At 66.8% G+C, this 19,098-nt stretch carries 21 protein-coding genes; 11 read left to right on the top strand and 10 right to left on the bottom strand.

The window, feature by feature from the left end:
• Nucleotides 1–7: 7 nt before the first annotated feature.
• From BST13_RS34160 to ripD, 3 genes are all read right to left on the bottom strand, one after another.
• Entirely contained in the window at nt 8–790 is a 783-nt protein-coding gene (locus BST13_RS34160; protein ID WP_083170109.1) for a hypothetical protein, read from the bottom strand.
• A 58-nt stretch (nt 791–848) separates the two neighbouring features.
• Nucleotides 849–1,907, bottom strand: coding sequence for a M48 family metallopeptidase (locus tag BST13_RS34155; RefSeq protein WP_083170107.1), 1,059 nt, complete (start codon nt 1,905–1,907; stop codon nt 849–851).
• 84 nt (nt 1,908–1,991) lie between these two features.
• Nucleotides 1,992–2,612 (bottom strand): NlpC/P60 family peptidoglycan-binding protein RipD, encoded by a 621-nt coding sequence (ripD, locus tag BST13_RS34150; RefSeq protein WP_083170105.1) that lies wholly within the window; start codon nt 2,610–2,612, stop codon nt 1,992–1,994.
• 272 nt (nt 2,613–2,884) lie between these two features.
• Here ripD and tenA point away from each other — a divergent pair, with 272 nt between their 5' ends.
• Nucleotides 2,885–3,559 (top strand): thiaminase II, encoded by a 675-nt coding sequence (gene tenA, locus BST13_RS34145; protein ID WP_083170153.1) that lies wholly within the window; start codon nt 2,885–2,887, stop codon nt 3,557–3,559.
• A 56-nt stretch (nt 3,560–3,615) separates the two neighbouring features.
• On the opposite strand, the gene tpx is transcribed toward tenA, so the two are convergent.
• The gene (gene tpx, locus BST13_RS34140; protein ID WP_083170103.1) at nt 3,616–4,110 is read right to left on the bottom strand and encodes a thiol peroxidase; all 495 of its coding nucleotides are present in this window, start codon (nt 4,108–4,110) and stop codon (nt 3,616–3,618) included.
• A gap of 60 nt (nt 4,111–4,170) precedes the next feature.
• Between tpx and BST13_RS34135 the strand changes: the two genes are divergently transcribed.
• Nucleotides 4,171–5,064: an aminoglycoside phosphotransferase family protein gene (locus tag BST13_RS34135; protein WP_083170151.1), complete on the top strand. Its 894-nt coding sequence runs from the start codon at nt 4,171–4,173 to the stop codon at nt 5,062–5,064.
• 6 nt (nt 5,065–5,070) lie between these two features.
• Here the strand turns inward: BST13_RS34135 and BST13_RS34130 are convergent, their stop codons facing one another.
• Nucleotides 5,071–6,024 carry an enolase C-terminal domain-like protein gene (locus BST13_RS34130; protein WP_083170101.1) on the bottom strand — a complete coding sequence of 318 codons (954 nt, stop codon included), beginning with the start codon at nt 6,022–6,024 and terminating at the stop codon, nt 5,071–5,073.
• A 32-nt stretch (nt 6,025–6,056) separates the two neighbouring features.
• Complete coding sequence (locus tag BST13_RS34125) at nt 6,057–6,575, bottom strand: hypothetical protein (RefSeq protein WP_142282913.1); 519 nt, start codon at nt 6,573–6,575, stop codon at nt 6,057–6,059.
• A 75-nt stretch (nt 6,576–6,650) separates the two neighbouring features.
• On the opposite strand from BST13_RS34125, the gene BST13_RS34120 reads away from it, so the two are divergent.
• From BST13_RS34120 to BST13_RS34110, 3 genes are read left to right on the top strand one after another with little or no spacing between them, the layout of a single operon-like run.
• A complete protein-coding gene (locus BST13_RS34120) occupies nt 6,651–6,899 on the top strand; it encodes a hypothetical protein (RefSeq protein WP_083170097.1) in 249 nt (82 codons plus the stop codon).
• 10 nt (nt 6,900–6,909) lie between these two features.
• The gene (locus BST13_RS34115) at nt 6,910–7,569 is read left to right on the top strand and encodes an MOSC domain-containing protein (RefSeq protein WP_083170095.1); all 660 of its coding nucleotides are present in this window, start codon (nt 6,910–6,912) and stop codon (nt 7,567–7,569) included.
• Nucleotides 7,569–8,540, top strand: coding sequence for a GlxA family transcriptional regulator (locus BST13_RS34110; RefSeq protein WP_083170093.1), 972 nt, complete (start codon nt 7,569–7,571; stop codon nt 8,538–8,540). The genes BST13_RS34115 and BST13_RS34110 overlap by 1 nt, the downstream gene beginning before the upstream one ends.
• Before the next feature lie 4 nt (nt 8,541–8,544).
• Here the strand turns inward: BST13_RS34110 and BST13_RS34105 are convergent, their stop codons facing one another.
• The 3 genes from BST13_RS34105 to BST13_RS34095 form a co-directional block, all read right to left on the bottom strand.
• Nucleotides 8,545–9,231: an Rv0518 family GDSL lipase gene (locus BST13_RS34105; RefSeq protein ID WP_083170091.1), complete on the bottom strand. Its 687-nt coding sequence runs from the start codon at nt 9,229–9,231 to the stop codon at nt 8,545–8,547.
• Between the two features lie 149 nt (nt 9,232–9,380).
• A complete protein-coding gene (locus BST13_RS34100) occupies nt 9,381–10,595 on the bottom strand; it encodes an acyltransferase family protein (protein ID WP_083170089.1) in 1,215 nt (404 codons plus the stop codon).
• A 246-nt stretch (nt 10,596–10,841) separates the two neighbouring features.
• Nucleotides 10,842–11,363, bottom strand: coding sequence for an Rv1352/Rv1906c domain-containing protein (locus BST13_RS34095; RefSeq protein ID WP_083170087.1), 522 nt, complete (start codon nt 11,361–11,363; stop codon nt 10,842–10,844).
• 133 nt (nt 11,364–11,496) lie between these two features.
• On the opposite strand from BST13_RS34095, the gene BST13_RS34090 reads away from it, so the two are divergent.
• The 5 genes from BST13_RS34090 to BST13_RS34070 all read left to right on the top strand — a co-directional run bounded on the left by BST13_RS34090 (nt 11,497) and on the right by BST13_RS34070 (nt 17,253).
• Entirely contained in the window at nt 11,497–12,642 is a 1,146-nt protein-coding gene (locus BST13_RS34090; RefSeq protein ID WP_083170085.1) for an alkaline phosphatase family protein, read from the top strand.
• Nucleotides 12,643–12,725: 83 nt separating this feature from the next.
• Nucleotides 12,726–13,061, top strand: coding sequence for a DUF732 domain-containing protein (locus BST13_RS34085; protein ID WP_083170083.1), 336 nt, complete (start codon nt 12,726–12,728; stop codon nt 13,059–13,061).
• Between the two features lie 47 nt (nt 13,062–13,108).
• Nucleotides 13,109–13,573 carry a DUF5078 domain-containing protein gene (locus BST13_RS34080; RefSeq protein WP_083170081.1) on the top strand — a complete coding sequence of 155 codons (465 nt, stop codon included), beginning with the start codon at nt 13,109–13,111 and terminating at the stop codon, nt 13,571–13,573.
• Nucleotides 13,574–13,924: 351 nt separating this feature from the next.
• Nucleotides 13,925–14,353, top strand: a complete 429-nt coding sequence (locus BST13_RS34075) for an MmpS family transport accessory protein (RefSeq protein ID WP_029374272.1) — start codon at nt 13,925–13,927, stop codon at nt 14,351–14,353.
• Nucleotides 14,350–17,253: an MMPL/RND family transporter gene (locus BST13_RS34070; protein WP_083170079.1), complete on the top strand. Its 2,904-nt coding sequence runs from the start codon at nt 14,350–14,352 to the stop codon at nt 17,251–17,253. The genes BST13_RS34075 and BST13_RS34070 overlap by 4 nt, the downstream gene beginning before the upstream one ends.
• A gap of 23 nt (nt 17,254–17,276) precedes the next feature.
• Here BST13_RS34070 and BST13_RS34065 read toward each other — a convergent pair whose 3' ends face one another.
• Nucleotides 17,277–18,032, bottom strand: coding sequence for an ArsR/SmtB family transcription factor (locus tag BST13_RS34065; RefSeq protein ID WP_083170077.1), 756 nt, complete (start codon nt 18,030–18,032; stop codon nt 17,277–17,279).
• A gap of 537 nt (nt 18,033–18,569) precedes the next feature.
• Here BST13_RS34065 and BST13_RS34060 point away from each other — a divergent pair.
• Nucleotides 18,570–19,098, top strand: a 529-nt coding sequence (locus BST13_RS34060; RefSeq protein ID WP_142282912.1) for an NlpC/P60 family protein, incomplete at its 3' end; no start/stop codon positions are given.

Genomic DNA, 19,098 nt, shown 5'->3' with positions numbered 1-19,098 from the left:
GAACGGGTCAGCGTTTGCGGTCCCGGACCTTGTAGGTCGAGGGCCAGGACATCCTGGTGTCGTCGCCCAGCAACGGCGTGCCCGATCCCCCGACGCGCACGTCGTAGGCCTCCTGCCCGGCGCCCACCTCCCGGTTGGCGTGCTCCTGCGCGAGGTAGTACAGCTCGTCGATCGCCGCTTCGCTGTAGGCGACGAAGGTGGTCTTGCGGACGATGTCGTTCATGCCTGCGGTCATGCGGTCGGGCAGGATCCGCGATGCCAGCGCGGCGACGCCCAGCAGGACGGCGGGAATCACCCAGTAGCAGATGAACGACAGTGGCGTTCTGGTGTCGAGGATGGTGGCGTCGCCCTGCACGATCGGCGGGATCGCCGACGACACCGTCATACCGCCGAACGCGGCCACCCAGATCCACGTCAGGATCGTCACGATCCGCTTGAACAGGTCGCTCTCCACCACACCCGGAGGCTGGCCCGCGGCCGCGTACTCCTGCACGAATGGCTTGCCGATCAACAGCCCGGTCAGCGCGACCAGAAAGATGCCTGCGTTGCTCAGCGGCTGGATCCATTTCTGCAGAAAATCCTGGCTCAACACCATCGTGAGGATGGTCAGCACGACGAAGGTGCCCAGCGCGCCGACCTCAAGGGTGCGCCCCGGGGTCCCCGCGATCCGGCTGATGACGAACGTGGCGACAGCAACCGCCAGCGCGACGAGCACGGCGGTCAGGAATGGCACGTTGCCGACGAGAACCCAGTAGATGATCCACGGCGCGAAACCGAACAGGATGCCCACGCAGGTCAGTCTAGGGGCTTACCGTTGCCGCGACGGCAAGTCCTGACGCGAACGTCGGCTATTCGTCCTCGGAGCGCGAATTGCGCCGCCACTCAGAGATTTTGCGTCCCATCGAATCGGCCGCGCTGGTGGCCGCCTGACCGACCCCGTCGACGAACCCGCCCAGCCCGTCGCGGATGCCCCGGATCAACGGATCGTTGGACTGGTCGAAACCGTCCTTGTACTGGCGGGCGGCAGCGGTGACGTCGTCGGACCACCGGACGCTGTCGTCATCGGCCCGCAGCGGGTAGTCGCCGGCCATGATGGCACCGTAGCCGCCGGTGTCGACCCATCTGGTCAAGGCGGCCGCACGCAGCACCGAGAACGGGTGGCTCTGCAGTTCGAGATTGAGCAACTTGAGCACACCGTCGCGCATGTCACCGGCCGCGTCGTAGTCCCTGGCCTGCGCCAGGAAGGCCTGGGTGTCGAGCTTGTCGAGGCGGGCACCGGCGGCCAGCTTGAGTTCGACGCGGATGGCGGTGTCGAAATCCTGCCCGCACAGCAGACCTGCCCGATCCCCCGAAAGTTCGGATTTGCGTTGCCATTCCTGCAGTGCCGCCACGATGGCGCGCAACGCCCACCCGCCGAGCGGGATGAAACCGAACGACGCCGCAAGGCGCATCAGGTGATTGAGCATGGTCCGGTACACAGCGTGCCCGCTGAGCGCATGACCCAGTTCATGCCCGATGACGAACCGCATCTCGTCATGCGTCAACAGGTCGTACATCCCAGAGGTGATGACGATGAACGGCTCGTCCATCCCGATGGTGAACGCGTTCGCGAAAGGTGACTGCATGACGAACATTTCGGGCTTGGTAGGTGCATCGAGCACCTGCACGCACTCGTCGAGCAATGCGTCGAGGTCGGCGAACTGACGCGTCCCCACCCGCGCCGAATTGGCCAGATACACCAACCGGTGCTGCCGCTCGCGCAACATCCCCGACAGGATCTTGAGAATCTGGTCGAAACCCTTGAGCCGGCGCAGCGCCGTCAGCGCCGTGCGGTCGGCAGGGTGCTCCCAGGCCCGGGAACTGATGCCGGGGAATACGGTCCGTGTGGTCGCGGGTGGCTGGTCCATCGGTGTGCCCTTCGTCGTGTCAGACCCAACACTACGGAGGGTTGCGGTGCGGCCCCGACACCAATCCGGGGCCGCCGCCCGGCGTCAGGCGATGATGCGGACCAGGTACGGCGCCATGCCGTTGGTCCGCACCGGCGACACCGCCACGCCACGCTCGGTGGTCTCGACCATCTGCCCGTTGCCGAGGAACAGCGCGACGCTCTGGGTGCCCTCCGGGCCGTAGAAGATCAGATCGCCGGGAGCCGCCTGCGCGGGCATGACCTTCTGACCGACCTTGTACTGCTCACCGGAGGACCGCGGCAGCTTCACCCCGACGCCGGCGAACGAATACACGATGAGACCTGATGCGTCGAAACCGACGACGTTGGGAGCGACGGGCGCGGCGGGTGTGGCACCGAGACCCAACAGGCCGGGGAACAGCCCCGGAGTGGCCGGTGTGGTGGGCGCCAAGACCGGCCCCGCGGCACCGGGGAGAGCGGGATTGGCGGCGGCCACGGCCGCGTCACGCACGACGCCACGGGTAGGCCCGTTGGAGTCCCCGCCGCCGTAGACGAACGGCACGCCGCGTTGCGAAAGTGCCCGGGAGATAACCTGTTCGATGAATTTCTGGTTGCCGGCCGGCCGCTGGTACGGATCTGCGGACGCGAGTCCGGGGGCCGCCAGCAGCAGAGCCAGGCTGACCATCAGGGCATACGTGCGCTTCATCGGATACTTCAACTCTCTTCGACCCAGTGTCATCTCAGGCTGACCGCCCGTCGACAGCAGTCACCGCAACTATTTGTACCGGCCGATCGGCGTTCTGCCCAATTTCTATGCGGCACAACGCTAATGAGATGCAGTACCGTGACCGAACGGTGACTCACGCCGGGCCGGACGGCACGACCGGCGAGGCCCGCCCCAGACCAGAACACATGTGAATGAGGTTGTGCGGCAATGCCTTTTCCCGCAGAACAACCGGACATGACAAGATGGCGACCATGAACGCGACGACAAGCTGGTCGAAACGGTTGTGGACCGACATCGAGGACACCTACGCGGCGATCCTGGCCCATCCCTTCATCACGGGGCTCACCGACGGGAGCCTCGACGACAAGGCGTTCGCTCACTACGTCGCCCAGGATGTCCACTATCTGCGGGACTATGCGCGTGCGTTGGCCCTCGTCGCGGCGAAGGCCCCGGAGCTGACCGATACCGCGATGTTCGCCCGGCACGCCGCCGAGGTGTTCGACGTCGAGCTGGAACTGCACACCCAGCTGCTGCCCGAACTGGGACTGGACCCCGTGACGTTGAATGCGGAGCCGGTGGCCCCCACGACCCGGGCCTACACCAGTTATCTGCTGGCGACCGCGTACGGCGGCAGCTTCGCCGACGGCTTGGCGGCGGTGCTGCCCTGTTACTGGATCTACGCCCGGGTGGGATCCGATCTGGCCGCCCGGGGATCGAGTGATTCGCGCTACCAGCGCTGGATCGACAGCTACGGCGGCGAGGCCTTCGCCGCTACCGTGGCGGAAGTGCTGGCCCTGACCGACCGCGTGGGGCCAACCCTGACCGAGGCCGACGAGGCTGTCGCGCGCGCGCATTTCCGGCAGACCGCGCAGTACGAATGGATGTTCTTCGACGCCGGGTACCGGCGCGAGCAGTGGCCCATCTGAGGCCGATACACGTGCTGCCCGCCTGAACCGCAGGCGGGCAGCACGTGGTCGAACGATTACTGCAGCGCGGCCAGCGCGGCGTCGTAGTTCGGCTCGTTGGCGATCTCGGGCACCAGCTCGGTGTAGGCGACGTTGCCGTCTGCACCGATGACCACGACGGCACGACCGAACAGCCCGGCCATCGGACCGTCGGCGATGGTGATGCCGTAGTCCTCACCGAAGCCGTCGCGGAAAGCCGACGCGGTGGTGACGTTCTCGATGCCCTCGGCGCCACAGAAACGGGCCTGCGCGAACGGCAGGTCCTTGGACACGCACAGCACGGCTGCGCCACTGGATGCGGCCTTCTCGTTGAAGGTGCGCACGCTCGTGGCACAGGTCGGGGTGTCGACCGAGGGGAAGATGTTCAGCAGCACGGCCTTGCCACGGAACTGCTCGTTGGTGACCGGGCCGAGATCGGTGCCCGTGAGCGCGAAGCTGGGTGCCGGCGAGCCGACGGCGGGCAGCTCGCCCACGGTGTTGACGGGGTTTCCACGCAGGGTTATCTGTGCCATGGGCACAGTCTGTCAAAACCGGCGCCGGGTGAGACAGGCCGGGGTGCGACCATGGAGCCGATGATCGATCTGCCCGACGCGATGCGCGCGATGGCGGTGCGTGGACCACAGTGGCAGGACTGGGTGGACCGGCTGCCACGGCTGCTGCAGGCTCAGCTCGACGACTGGGCGCTCACCCCGGACGGGGCGCCCATGCACGGCTTCTGCTCGATCGTGGTGCCGGTGCGCAGCCGCGACACCGGGCCTGCGGTGCTCAAGATCGCGCTGCCCGACGAGGAGTCCGAACACGAACACCTTGCGCTGCGCAGGTGGGGCGGCGACGGTGCAGTCCGGTTGCTGCGTGCCGAGCCGCATCGCCGGGCGCTGCTGCTCGAGCGGTTGCAGACTCGAGATCTCAAGGGGCTGTGGGACATCGAGGCGTGCGAGATCGTCGCGTCGCTGTACCGGCGGATCCATGTCCCGGCCCTACCCCAGCTTCGCCGGCTGCCCGCACTCGTCGAACGCTGGACCGCCGACCTCACAGCACTCCCCCGCAACGCGCCGGTCCCGCGCCGCCTGGTGGAGCAGGCCATCACGCTGGGTACCGAACTCATCGCCGACCCGGCCTGCTCGGCAACACTCATCCACAGCGACCTGCACTACGAGAACGTGCTGGCCGCCGAACGACAACCGTGGCTGGTGATCGACCCGAAACCGATCAGTGGCGACCCGCACTACGAGATCGCCCCGATGCTGTGGAACCGGTGGGACGAACTCGCCGGCTACGTCCGCGACGGCGTGCGGCGGCGCTTCTACACCCTGGCCGATGCCGCCGAACTCGACGTCGACCGGGCCAGGGCCCGGGTGATCGTGCGGGCCATGCACAACGCGATGTGGGAGCTCACCGAGCAGGATGAACCGGACGCCGACTGGCTGACGATGTGCGTGACCATCGCCAAGGCCGTGCAGGACTGAGCGCTCTCAATTCTGCAGCGCGGTGGCCGCGCGGAGGCGATCACGCCACCACGCGATCCGGTGCGGGTCGGTGACGGCGTAGCGGTCGATCAGCTCCGGCTGGGGCGCGGGAGGCATCGGGGCGACGGGCAGGAAGCCATCCACCACGGTCAGCGAACGGAACTGCGCGACGACATCGCCCGCCAGCAGCGCGCGGCCGCCGAGTTCGCAGGCGTAGGGCAACTCGGGCAGGGCACCCGCGAGCGCGAGCCCAGCCATGAGGCCGATGCTGGTCTGCACGGTCGAGGTGACGACGCACGGCAGCCCCGTCATCTCGGCCACCCGCAGCGCCCGGCGCGCGCCGCCCAGCGGGCCGCACGACACGACGGCGACATCGGCGGTCTCGCGCGTCACGGGCCCTTCGGCGGCGAGCATCGACACGTCAGCCGCGATACGTACGTCGACTAGAGCCCGCACACGCGCGCCGTCGGCGAGGCTTGGGCAGGGTTGCACGACGAACTCCAGGCCGCCGGCCGCCCGCTGCAGCTCCGCGATCGCGGCCACCGCGGTGTCGACGTCCCACCTCCCCTTGGCGTCACAGCGGATCACGCCGTCGGGTCCGAGGGCCTCGCGCACCGCAGCCACCCGGGCGACGTCGTCGGCCAACGCGGTGCCGACCTCGACGGTCGCCGACCGGCACCCTGATGCGACCGCGATGTCCCGGGCGCGCGAGGGATCGACGGCGGGGACGGTGGCAGCGATGGGGATTCGGCCGCGCATCGGATCGGGCCAGCCGACGGTGCCGGGCTCGGTCGCCGCGGTCAGCCAGCGGACCAGCGTCGAGGCCTCGGCATCGGCCGGCGGGCCGAACTCGCCCCAGCCCTGCGGTCCCTCGACCAGCACGCCCTCGTAGATGGCGGTGCTGTCGCGCAGGGGAATCGCGAACACCGGCGAGCTGTCGAGGTCGATCAGGGTCTGCACAAGCAGGTGACGCTAGCCGACGCCGGATCGCCTCACCGACGGGCGGACCCGGTCAGCTGCGTCCCGTCCGCCGGGTACAGCACGCAGATCACCGAACTCGGTTCCGGATTGTTCGAGGTGCGGTCCTGGCGGGAATCGATCAGATAGGTCACCGAAAATCTGCTGCCGCCCGCGGGGTGGCCGGTATAGGACGCGAATCCCGAGACACAGGCCTGGTCGGCGACGCCCGCCACGGCGTCGTTGACGGCCACATCACCGCGGTAGAACGCCTCGGCGCGATGCGGGGTGGCGCAGTCGACCGTCGTCACCATCACCACGCTCGGATCGGTCGGTGGCATGTCGACCAGGCAGTCTCCGGCCTGCAGATCCACCCAGGCCTTGCTCTGCTGCTTGGCCGGCGCATAAGCAGTCGGCGGCGCGGCGGACGCCGCGGCGGGCGGCGATGTGGTCGGCTGCGCGCTCGACGGTCCGGCTACTGGCCGCCCTCCGCCGCATGCCGTCAGTACCGCGCCCACGATCACCACCGCGGGGATACGCATCGAGGTGGGCAATGTGGACCTCCTCCTCTCGTCGCAGCCTAAACTTCCAAGCAGATCAGAGAGCCCCGAACACATCAGGAGTACGGCATGGCAAGCCGAGCGCGGCGGAGCATCACGACGCTGGCGGCAGTGTTGTTCGCCGCGGTGCCACTGGGATTCGCCGGCAGCGCGACGCCCACCGTGATGGCGGGCTGCCCGGACGGTGAAACCGGCGTCATCTACGGATGCGCGCCGTTCTGCGTGCCCGGCCGCCAGCTCGACACCGCGACCGGGTTGTGCCTGCCGGTTCCGCCGCCGCCGGCCGCCCCGAATGACGTTGCGACACCGATGGTCTAGCTTGAGCGTCATGGCACATGTTCTGACCGTCAACGTGGCTCATCCACGGCCCAACCCCGACGATCAGCGCACGGTGACGGGCATCGACAAGCGCCCGGCCGCCGGGGCGGTCGCGGTCCGCGCCCCCGGACCCATGCACGGCGGCCTCGGCAGCGGCCTGGTCGGCGACACCATCGGCAACCAGTTGGTGCACGGCGGTGACGATCAGGCGGTCTACGCCTACGCCCGCGAAGACCTCGACGACTGGCAGAGCGAACTGGACCGCGAGATCGCCAACGGGGTGTTCGGCGAAAACCTCACCACGGCCGGCGTCGACGTCACCAACGCGGTCATCGGCGAGCGGTGGCGGGTGGGCTCGGACGGCCTCGAACTCGAAGTGTCCCGGCCGCGCATCCCCTGCCGCACCTTCGCCGCATGGCTGGAGATCAACGGATGGATCAAAACCTTTACCAGGACTGCGATTCCGGGAGCCTACCTGCGCCTGGTGACACCGGGCACCGTGCGCGCGGGTGACGAGGTCGTGGTGACCGAACGGCCCGATCACGACGTGACCGTGGGCATCGTGTTCCGCGCCCTGACCCTCGAACCCCAACTGCTGCACGAGATTCTGCGGGCCGACGCGCTGCCGACCGAACTCAAGGAGCTCGCCTACCGCCGTACCGCAGGCTGATGGCAGGCAGCGCCCGTCCGCGCGTGGTGGTGATCGTCGTCTTCGACGGCGTGAAGCTGCTCGACGCGGCGGGCCCGGCCGAGGTGTTCGCCGAGGCGAATCGGTTCGGCGCGCAGTACGTGATCCGGATCGCGTCGCTGGACGGACGTGAGGTCACCACGTCCATCGGCACGAAATTCCCTGTCACCGAACGCATTTCGGACATCAATGAGGTCGACACCGTGCTGGTGGCCGGCGGCGACAACCTGGTCGGGCGGCCGATCGACCCGGCCCTGGTCGCCGCGCTACGGGAGGTGCCGGGCCGTACCCGCCGGCTGGCGTCAATCTGCACGGGCGCGTTCATCCTCGCCGAGGCCGGCCTGCTGAAAGGCCGGCGGGCCACCACGCACTGGCGGCACGCCCACCTGCTCGGGCGCGCGTATCCCGACACCGTCGTCGAACCGGACGCGATATTCGTCAAGGATGCCGAGATCTACACCTCGGCCGGGGTGTCGGCCGGTATCGACCTGGCGCTGTCCATGGTCGAGCGAGATCACGGTGCCGACCTGGTCCGCGAGGTGGCGAGGTCACTGGTAGTGTATCTCAAGCGGGCGGGCGGTCAGTCGCAGTTCTCCACCCTGGTGGAGGTCGACGCCTCCGAGCCCTCCGTGCTGCGGCGCGTCATCGATGCCGTCGCAGCCGATCCCACCGCCGATCACAGCGTGAAAAGCCTTGCCGCGGTTGCGTCTTTGAGCACCCGCCAGCTGACGCGGCTGTTTGCGGCCGAGCTGGGCACCACCCCGGCGCGCTATGTCGAGCGGGTCCGCATCGACGTCGCCCGGGCCGCACTCGACGCCGGGCATTCGGTCGGGGAAAGCGCCCGGCTGGCCGGATTCGGCAGTGCCGAGACACTGCGCCGGGTGTTCGTCAACCACCTCGGCGTGGCACCGAAGGCCTACCGCGACCGCTTCCGCACCTCGGCCCCGAACTGAGCGCTCAGAGCGCGCGCGGCAGCTGCCTGCCGATGAGCGGGGCCAGCCGGTCGGCCATGTACGCATGCCCGGCATCGGTGGGATGGATACCGTCGCCACCGATGAGGTCGGGCCGGTCGAAGAACCAGCCGTCTTCGATCGGATCGAAGAACGCCGCACCCACATCGTGGGCTTGGGCCTTGAGGATGTCGCGGATGGTCAGGATCGAGGGCGGCACGTCGGCCGATACCCACGGCGGCGCGATCACCAGCAGCTTGGCCGACGGCGCGATGTGCTGCGCGAGCGTCAGGGCGTTGTGGCTCATCATCGTGATCGCCGCGGGGTCCATGTCCTTGTCGTTGCGCGAGCCGAAGAACACGATCAGCGAATCGTCAGGCTTAACCGCGCGCGACGTGAGGTCACCGAAGATGCTGCCGCGGTTACCGCGCTGCACGTAGCCCGCTCCGCCCTCGGCGACCACGTCGGCCTTCACCTGCACACCGCGATGGGCCAGCTGATCCCACGCCAGGGTGGTCCAGCCCCGCGGACCCTCGCCGCCTTCCAGGCTGCCCGTGGTGTACGAGTCGCCGATCACGGCAATGTGATTGAGCCGCGGATCCAGACCGGATGTCGTGTACCGCTGCACCGGTATGTGCGTGACCACACCCGCCAGAAGGCCAAGTGAGATGACAAAAGTGAACACACGACTCACTGCTACCTCCACTGCCGGTGAGACGATGCGTCCCCCACCGTGATCACGGCGCGCCTTTGGCCCCGAGGCAGGTTACCCCAGCCACGGTGACACACCGATAACGAGCCCATTACAACCTGTGGCACAGGCTGTTTCGCTGCCGTGCGCATCTATCCGGCGCGTGCGGAGACGCCGGTCGGGCGGGCTTGCTGCTCGCCGTCGATGCGGTGCAGTCTGTTCGGTGGGTCGGCCGGTTTGATGTCGACCATCCGGCGCATCCAGCGCCGGGCCGGTTCCTCGACGACGTGGTACAGCAGTACGCCGCCGAGGACCGACAGCGCGACGAGGCCGAAGACGGTCGCCTTACCCGACAACGTCGGCGTCAGCGTGATCTCGAACTGCTTGACCGTCCATATCCATGCGGTGTGGACCAGCTCGTGCACCATGTAGAGGCCGAAGGAGATCTGGCCGCCGTAGACGAGGAGCCGGGTGGAGAGGAACGCCGGGAGGCTTCCGGTCCCGACGGCGAGCAAGACCATCAGTGGCACGAACAGCAGATCGACGATTCCGCCTGCATCACCGACGGTGTTCAGCGGATGGGCGTCGAAGAAATACAGCCCGCCGATGACCAGGGCCACCAGCGGGATGGACAGGTAGCCGGCACGACGGCACGCCGTATCGCTGAGATCCAGCTTGCGCACCGCGGCACAGGCCAGCGCCCCCGCGGTGAACTGCATGACGATTCTCGGCAACCAGCTCCACGGCGTGTAGATGTGCCCACTCACCAGCATCAGCACCACGGGAGGCGTCGACGCCGCGATGGCAAGCAGCACCAGGCTGCGGGCCCGGGTGGCCCGTGCAACACGGAACACGACGAGGATCAACGCCCCGAACAACAGGTAGGCCAACCACTCGGCGCTGATCGACCATGCCGGGCCGTCCCAGCTGGATCCGTCGAAGTAGGGCTGGAACCACAGCTGCACCAGGAAGAGTTGCCGGAAGTAGCTCACCGCGTTGAAGGGGCTGACATCCTCCGGCGGGATATGACCGACGTTGAGGGTGAAGATCACCCACAGCGCGGCCAGATGAAGGGTGACCAGGTACACCGGCCACACCCGGGACAGTCGCAGCCACAGGAAGTGCAACGTGGCGCGGGTGGACCAGGACGGCCCCATGCGCTCGAAGTAGTTCCAGGTCAGCACGAAACCGCTGAGGATGAAGAACAGGTCGACGCCCTGTGCACCGCAGTTGAGTATCGGGGCGAGCGCCTTGGTGATGTCGGGCGCGACTTGATAGAGCAGTGGGCGGAAGTGGAACAGCACCACCCACACGGCTGCGACGATGCGCACTCCGGTCAGGGCTTTGATCTCTGCGCCGCGCGCCACGTTCTACGTATCCTTGCCGATTTCCGTGTCCACTCGCCGATGCGACCTGGCGACCGGCGGCCTTCGCAGACTAACAGCGGGAGCGCTCACGTCGCGCGTCGCTGGCGCTGTGCACTTGCTGAATCAGGCCTCGCCGACCCGGCTCGACCACCGGTTTTGCTTGCGCGGCAAGACAATCAGCCGACGCGTGAGGCGCCCGGTACGGACGCTCGACGCAGGCTCGGCGTGTCGGGGCGCATCGGCCCGTCAGGGCATCGGGACCTGAGATCCGTCGTACTGACGGGCGCCGTTGTTCAGAGTGCCGAGCATGCCGCGGAGCTGTCCCCCGGCGATCAACGCAGGTAGCAGGCCACCCTGCGCCTGCGCGTCCGGCGGCGCATCGGTCTGCGCCCACGGCTGGCAACCACTGGTCTTGAACGCCTTGTCGGTGGGCTCGATCGCCACCGTCTGCGCCTTCTTGGTCATCGCGTTGTCGATGATCGGGTTCTGGTCGTCACCGATGCGCTTCCAGTAGCACGCACCACTGCCGACCGGACCCGCCGACGCGTAGGTGCCCGGCGCGATGTCCTTGCCGACGACGAAGGTGCCGTCGTGATCGATGCTGGTGGCCAGGCCGCCGGCCGGTGCCGCGGGGGCGGGAGCCGCCGGGGCGGGCGGTGCGGGCGTCGGCTCCGGCGTGTCCGGATCAGCAGCGGCTACGCCGCTGAAGGTTCCCACCCCGGCCGCGACAAGTGCCGCGGCGAGAATCGCTGCTCTCATCGGCCTCATAGCACGCCAGCGTACCGGTTGCCCGGGCATTCCCCGGTGTCCGCGCACGGCCGCACCGTGCCGGTTGCGACCACTGCAGGAGTCGGCCAGCACGCCGACCTGGGGCGGGCGAGAGGTATGGGAAGCTCGCAATGTGGATGTGCCACACCTTGATCCGGACGCCCCTGCGCTCGCCGACGTGGTCCCGGCGGTGCTGAGCACGCTCGGGGTGGCGGGCTTCGATACCCGCCTCCAGTTGCCCGGCCCCGCGCGCGGCGCGAGCGTTCTGCTGGTGGACGGGCTGGGCGCCGAACTGCTGGACGCCCACGCCGCCGACGCCCCGGTGCTGGCCGGTTTGCGCGGACAGACCCTGCAGGTCGGGTTCCCCTCCACAACGGTGGCCGGCCTCGCGGCGATCGGCACGGGATGCCGGTCCGGCGAACACGGCCTGGTGGGCATGTCGTTCCGGGTGCCCGATGCCCCCGATGTTCGAGTGATGAACGCCCTGCGGTGGCGACCGCACCCCCGCGGCGACGACCTGCGGGAGCAGGTGCGGCCCGAGGAGCTGCAGCCGCTGCCCACGACGTTCGAGCGGGCAGCGGCGGCCGGGGTGGCGGTCAGCGTGGTCTCCGGTGCGGAGTTCGCCGGGTCGGGCTTGACCCGGGCCGTACTGCGGGGCGCCCGCTACGTCGGTGTGCACGCCCTGGGAGAACTCGCGGCCGGTGTGACGGACGCGGTGGCTCGGGGCGGATTCTGTTACGGCTATCACGGCGACCTCGATCTCGTCGGCCACTTGCACGGGCCGGGCTCGCCGGCCTGGCGGATGCAGCTGCGGCAGGTCGACAAGCTGGTGGAGTCGATCATTGAGACGCTGCCGCGCGACGCCCTGCTCGCCGTCGTCGCCGACCACGGCATGGTCGCCGTCGATCCCGCAGCGGTCGTCGACCTCGATGAGCGCGCCGACCTGCACGACGGCGTAACCGACATCGGCGGTGAAGCGCGGGCCCGGCACGTCTACACGGCGGCCGGTGCGCGTGACGATGTGCTGGCCCGGTGGCGCGCAGCGCTCGCCGACACGGCATGGGTGCTGCCCCGCGACGAGGCCATCGCGGCTGGGTGGTTCGGGCCCCGGGTCCGCGACGAGGTGCGGTACCGGATCGGTGACGTCGTGGCCGCGACCCGCGGTTCAGCGGCCTTGCTGCGCCGCAGGACCGAGCCGATCGAGTCGTCGCTGATCGGCCAGCATGGCTCATTGACCAGCGCCGAACAACGAATTCCGCTCTTGGTTTCCTACGGTTGAGCAGCGATGACCCGGCGAATTCGGAATCGGATCTTCGGGGGTTGACTGTCCAATTCTGTATTAGATGATCTAAGATTCAGCGCATGAAGATTGCAGGCCTGGCAGCAATCGGCGCCGCCGCCGCCATCGCGTTCGCCGCTCCGGCACACGCCGAGATCGACACCGACTTCGCCAACCAGCTGCACACTTTCGGTATTTACGGGCCGCGTGACTACAACGCCTGGATCGGCAAGATCGTGTGCAAGCGGCTGCACAACGGCGTCGATCACGACGCGTACCAGTCGGCCAAGTTCGTATCCCAGAACCTGCCCAAGGACAGCACCACCGCACAGGCCTGGCAGTTCGTGGGGACGGCCATCAACTTCTACTGCCCTGACCTGCAGCCGGTGATCGATCAGGTGGCAGCGCATCAGGGCTGATTGTCAGCCGATCCAGATCGAGGGCTTGGAGCGAAACATTGAAGGCAATGCGTACACGTCGGGTAAGCAATCTGATCCGCACCGGTGTCGCCGCGTGTGCCGTCGCGGGTAGCCTGGCCGCCGCGCCGGGCATGGCGTCGGCCGATGCCACCGACGACTACCCGATCCCGAACCGCATCCTGCGGACCACCTGCACCGCAGAACAGATCATGGCGGCCGCACGGGACGTCGAGCCCGTGTACTACGAGCGATACATGATCGACTACAACAACAAGTCGCCCGAACTCCAGCAGGAGACGCAGGACCGCATCCACTGGTTCTTCTCGCTCGATTACGCGGCCCGTCGGCAGTACTCCGAGGACACCGCGACCAACGCGTTCTACGAGAACATGGCGTGGAAGTGGCCGAACTGGGCCAAGTTGTTCTTCAACAACAAGGGTGTCGCGGCTCGTACCACCGATGTCTGCGCGAACTACCCGGCCGGCGACATGTCGGTATGGAATTGGCAGTAGCCCACGGGTTTGCCGACCCCCTGCGACATGTCGCAGGGGGTTTTCCATTTCTCGGGCCAGCGCCGGGCGTGTCACCACGCCGGCATCGATGAGTCCGACGACGGTTACCAGCTACGACGCGGGTAGCCACCCGTTTTGCGAATCTGTTAAATAGGCTAATATCTCGCGTGGATCAAGGTGACGGCAACCGTGAACCGGGGAAGCGACAGCGCGGGTCCGCATCATCACATCAACATCACATCAACGGCTATCCAATCGACTTGATTGAACTTAGCCGCCTGTATAGGTTTCACTTGTCGTACGGCAAGGACCGCTGTCTCGTCGCGCACCCGAAAGGCTGACCAGCGAAACATGAAGCTCTTGAGACGGTTCTGGATCCCCGTGCTCATCCTCGTGGTGGTCGTCATCGGGGCGTTCACCGTGATGCGGGTCCGTACCTTCTTCGGTGCCGGTGACGGTTCGGGCGTCGCCAGCGCCAAGGTCGACGACACCAAACCTTTCGACCCCAAAGTCGTCGTCTACGAGATCACCGGCGAGCCGGGTGCGACCGCCGACGTCAACTACCTCGACCTCAACGCCCAGCCGCAACGCGTCGACGGGGTATCCCTGCCGTGGACGTTGCGGCTGGAGAGCACCGCGCCGTCGGTGTTCCCGAACATCGTGGCGCAGGGCGACGGCAGCACCATCAGCTGCCGCATCACCGTCGATGACGAACTCAAAGACCAGCGCACGTCCACCGGCGTCAACGCCCAGACCTTCTGCTTGGTGAAATCTGCATGAGCACCCCCACGCACGACGCGCCCACCGACGCCTTCCCCGCGGCGTCGCCACCGCAGGTCAACCACGGCGGCATCGCCAAGTGGATCCGGCGGCTGGCGCTGCCCATCATCCTCGGCTGGATCGCGGTCATCGTGGTGCTCAACGTGATCGTTCCCCAGCTCGAAGAGGTGGGGAAGATGCGCTCGGTCTCGATGACCCCCGACCAGGCATCGTCGATGATCGCGATGAAGCGCGTCGGCGAAGTGTTCCAGGAATTCAAGTCCAACAGCTCGGTCATGATCGTGCTCGAAGGCGACGAGCCGCTGGGCTCGGATGCGCACGACTACTACGACCAGATCGTCGCCAAACTGCGCGCCGACACCAAGCACGTCGAACACGTTCAGGACTTCTGGGGCGACCCGCTGACCGCGTCAGGTGCGCAAAGCTCCGACGGCAAGGCGTCGTACGTGCAGGTCTACACGGCCGGTAACCAGGGCGAGGCGCTGGCCAACGAATCCGTCGAAGCCGTTCAGAACATCGTCAAGAGTGTGCCGGCTCCGCAGGGCATCCACACCTACGTGACCGGCCCCGCGGCCCTCTCGGCCGATCAGCACATCGCCGGCGACCGCAGCATGCAGATGATCGAGGGACTCACCTTCACGGTCATCATCGTGATGCTGCTCCTGGTGTACCGCTCGATCGTGACGGTCGTGCTGGTGCTGCTGATGGTGGTGCTGGAGCTGTCCGCGGCCCGCGGCCTGATCGCGTTCCTGGGCTACTACAACATCATCGGGCTCTCGACGTTCGCCACCAACCTGCTGGTGACCTTGGCCATCGCCGCCGCCACGGACTACGCGATCTTCCTGATCGGCCGATATCAAGAGGCCCGCAGTGTCGGTGAGGACCGGGAATCGGCCTACTACACCATGTTCCACGGCACCGCGCACGTCATCCTGGGGTCCGGGCTGACCATCGCAGGCGCCACATTCTGCCTGCACTTCACCAACCTGCCGTACTTCCAGTCACTCGGTATCCCACTGGCGATCGGCATGGTCACCGTGGTGTTCGCGGCGCTGACCATGGGTCCCGCGGTGATCACGGTCGTCACGAAGTTCCGCAAGACCCTGGAGCCCAAGCGCGCCATGCGTACTCGCGGATGGCGCAAGGTCGGTGCCGCGGTCGTCCGCTGGCCCGGACCGATCCTGATCGCCACCATCGCCCTGTCGCTGATCGGCCTGCTGACCCTGCCCGGTTACCGGACCAACTACAACGACCGCAAGTACCTGCCGTCGGATATCCCCGCCAACAGCGGTTACGCCGCGGCTGACCGGCATTTCTCCCAGGCTCGGATGAACCCCGAGCTGCTGCTCATCGAAAGCGACCACGATCTGCGCAACTCCGCAGACTTCCTCGTCGTCGACCGGATCGCCAAACGCATTTTCCAGGTTCCCGGCATCTCCCGGGTGCAGGCCATCACGCGCCCGCAGGGCACGCCGATCGAGCACACCTCGATCCCGTTCCAGATCAGCATGCAGGGCACCACCCAGATGATGAACATGAAGTACATGCAGGACCGCATGAAGGACATGCTGAAGATGGCTGACGAGATGCAGGTCTCCATCAACACCATGGAATCCATGGTCAAGCTGACCCAGGAGATGGCCGACACCACGCACAGCATGGTCGCCAAGATGCATGTGATGGTCGCCGACGTCGCCGAATTGCGGGACCACATCTCCGATTTCGACGATTTCTTCCGGCCCATCCGCAACTACCTGTACTGGGAACCGCACTGCTTCGACATCCCGGTGTGCTGGACGATGCGGTCGATCTTCGACACCCTCGACGGGGTCGACACCATGACGGATGACATTCAGAAGCTGATGCCGGACATGGATCGGCTCGATGTCCTGATGCCGCAGATGGTCAAGATCATGCCGCCGATGATCGCGACCATGAAGAACATGAAGACGATGATGCTGACCATGCAGGCCACCATGGGTGGGCTGCAGGATCAGATGGAAGCGATGATGAAGGACCAGACGGCCATGGGCCAGGCCTTCGACGCGTCCAAGAACGACGACTCGTTCTATCTGCCGCCGGAAACGTTCAACAATCCGAACTTCAAGCGCGGCATGAAGATGTTCCTGTCGCCTGACGGGCATGCGGTGCGCTTCATCATCAGCCATGAGGGCGATCCGATGAGCCCCGAAGGTATCTCGCACATCGACGCCATCAAGCAGGCCGCCAAAGAAGCCATCAAGGGATCGCCGCTGGAGGGTTCCAAGATCTACCTCGGCGGTACCGCGGCCACCTTCAAGGACATGCAGGAAGGCGCCAACTACGACCTGCTGATCGCCGGCATCGCCTCACTGTGCCTGATCTTCATCATCATGCTGATCATCACCCGCAGCGTGGTGGCCTCGGCCGTCATCGTCGGGACCGTCGTCATATCACTCGGCGCATCCTTCGGTCTCTCGGTGCTCATCTGGCAGCACCTCGTCGGGCTGGAGCTGCACTGGATGGTGCTGGCCATGTCGGTGATCATCCTGTTGGCCGTCGGCGCCGACTACAACCTGCTGCTGGTGTCCCGGTTCAAAGAAGAGATCCACGCCGGGCTCAACACCGGCATCATCCGCGCCATGGGCGGCACCGGCTCGGTGGTCACCTCGGCAGGCCTGGTGTTCGCCTTCACCATGATGTCCATGGCCGTCAGTGAGCTTGCGGTGATCGGCCAGGTCGGCACCACCATCGGCCTCGGCCTGCTCTTCGACACCCTCGTCATCCGCTCGTTCATGACGCCGTCGATCGCGGCCCTGCTCGGAAAGTGGTTCTGGTGGCCCCAGCACGTGCGCCAGCGGCCGCTACCCGCACCGTGGCCCGAGCCGGCGGAAAGAAATCGGGCGGACGCCCTCGCCTGAGGCGCACCACGCCCGTCGCTCGGTCAGGGCGCGTCCTGTTCCAATCGGGACTTCAGGTGAGCCAGCTTCATCGGCCAGCTGTGTGAGATCAGTGGGAGTACGACGCCGCCCGGGCTGAGGTTGTCGTGGACGACGGTGAGTTTCACCAGATCGTCGAGCGGCTCGATGTCGAAGTGCACGCGCGAGCGCGGTTCGGTGTCACCGGCGACGAGCAGTTCCTCGGTGAGGTCGGCGACGTCAGCGGTGAGCGTGCGGTAGGTGAATCCGAGCCGTCGATACGGATCGGACTCCAGGATCACCTGGTCGGGGTGTTCGGTACGCAGACCGTTCTCGATCCACACATAGGCCGAACCCTTGAGCCACGCCGATTCGATCGCGTGGCCCAGATACTCCGGGGCCACCGCCGGATTGGTGACGGCCTGCCACAGTCGCTCGGGCGTTGTCCTTATATATGTGGTGTAGCGGAACTCTGTGACGTCGGGCGGGTGCACCATCCGGTCGCTGAGGGCAGGCGTCGCCGCCCGCTCGTAGCGGCTGAGCCAGCCGTCGGTGATCGCGGTGATCGGCTCGACGTTGGCGTAGTGCAACTTGTGTCTGCCCTGGCGCACCGTGGTGACGAGCCCCGCGGCCTCCAGCCGCGCCAGGTGCTTGGTGATGGATTGCCGCGCGATCGGCAGGCCGGCGCACAGCTCGGCCAGACTCTGTCCGTCGCGGTCGTTGAGCGCGTCCAGCAACTGCCTCCGGTTCGGGTCGGCCAAGGCCTTGAACACCTCATCCATCGCCCACCGACCTCCTGATCCGCAGCCGTCCGGCGGCGCCGTCCCATTATGCAGCCATTTGGCTGCATGTCGTCGTCGCACCCCCGCGAAATCGCTGCCCGACGCGGCAGGGGCGCAGAATTCATACCGGTCCGCCATTCGCCAGAATCACCGAACGCCGCGCAGCGTGCCAATGCCGCCCGCAACTCACATAACGTCCCCGGTTCCGGACACCGAGCGGCGCTCACCGTTGCGCGACCTTATCCGACCCGATTGCGAAATTGCCTATTTGATAAGTGAATTCGGCCGATTCGCGCATTCCCCCACCCAATCGCACCGTGACGCAACAACCGCCTCGCCCAGTGCGACAACGACATTGGAGTAAACCGTCACACGAACCAGATGACCACCTCCGCAGGCCGGGTGAGCCTGAGTACCGGCGCCAAGGAAGAGCACACTCATTCCGAAATTGCGTGAACCAGCCAATACTCGACGGCCCTTGTGAAGGGTGTCACATATTTTGTCAGCCCAGTTTGCCTGCTGTTAACGTCCCGCCGCATGTTTGCTATTGCGACAGCATCGCTGATGGCGCTCGTCCAGTCCGTTTCGGGCACGCCGTATATCTCCGGTGGTGACACTCCCGCCGGGACCGACTGTTCCGGTCTGGCCTCCTGGGTCAGCAACGTGGCAACCGGCCGCCCCGCCTTCGGGGACCGCTTCAACACCGGCAACCAGGAGCGCGCTCTGCTGGCCCGCGGCTTCAAGTACGGCAGCGAGCCAGGCGCCCTGGTGATCGGCTGGAATGGCGGCCACACCGCCGTGACCCTGCCCGACGGCACGCCGGTGTCGTCCGGTGAAGGCGGCCGCGGCGTCAAGATCGGCGGCGGTGGCGCCTTCCAGCGTCAGTTCACGCACCACATGTACCTGCCGGTGGCTGCCGATGATCCGGCCGCGATGCCACCCGAGGCACCGTTCGACGCTCCCCCGCCGGAAGCTCCGCTGCCCCCGGGACCTCCGCCGATGGCCGACCCGATGGCCCCGCCGCCGGCCGATCCGTTCGCCCCGCCCCCGCCGGTTCAGCTGGACG

This window comes from Mycobacterium aquaticum, from assembly GCF_002086485.1.
GTDB lineage: Bacteria > Actinomycetota > Actinomycetes > Mycobacteriales > Mycobacteriaceae > Mycobacterium > Mycobacterium aquaticum.
This window is presented reverse-complemented; position numbering and strand designations above follow the sequence as displayed.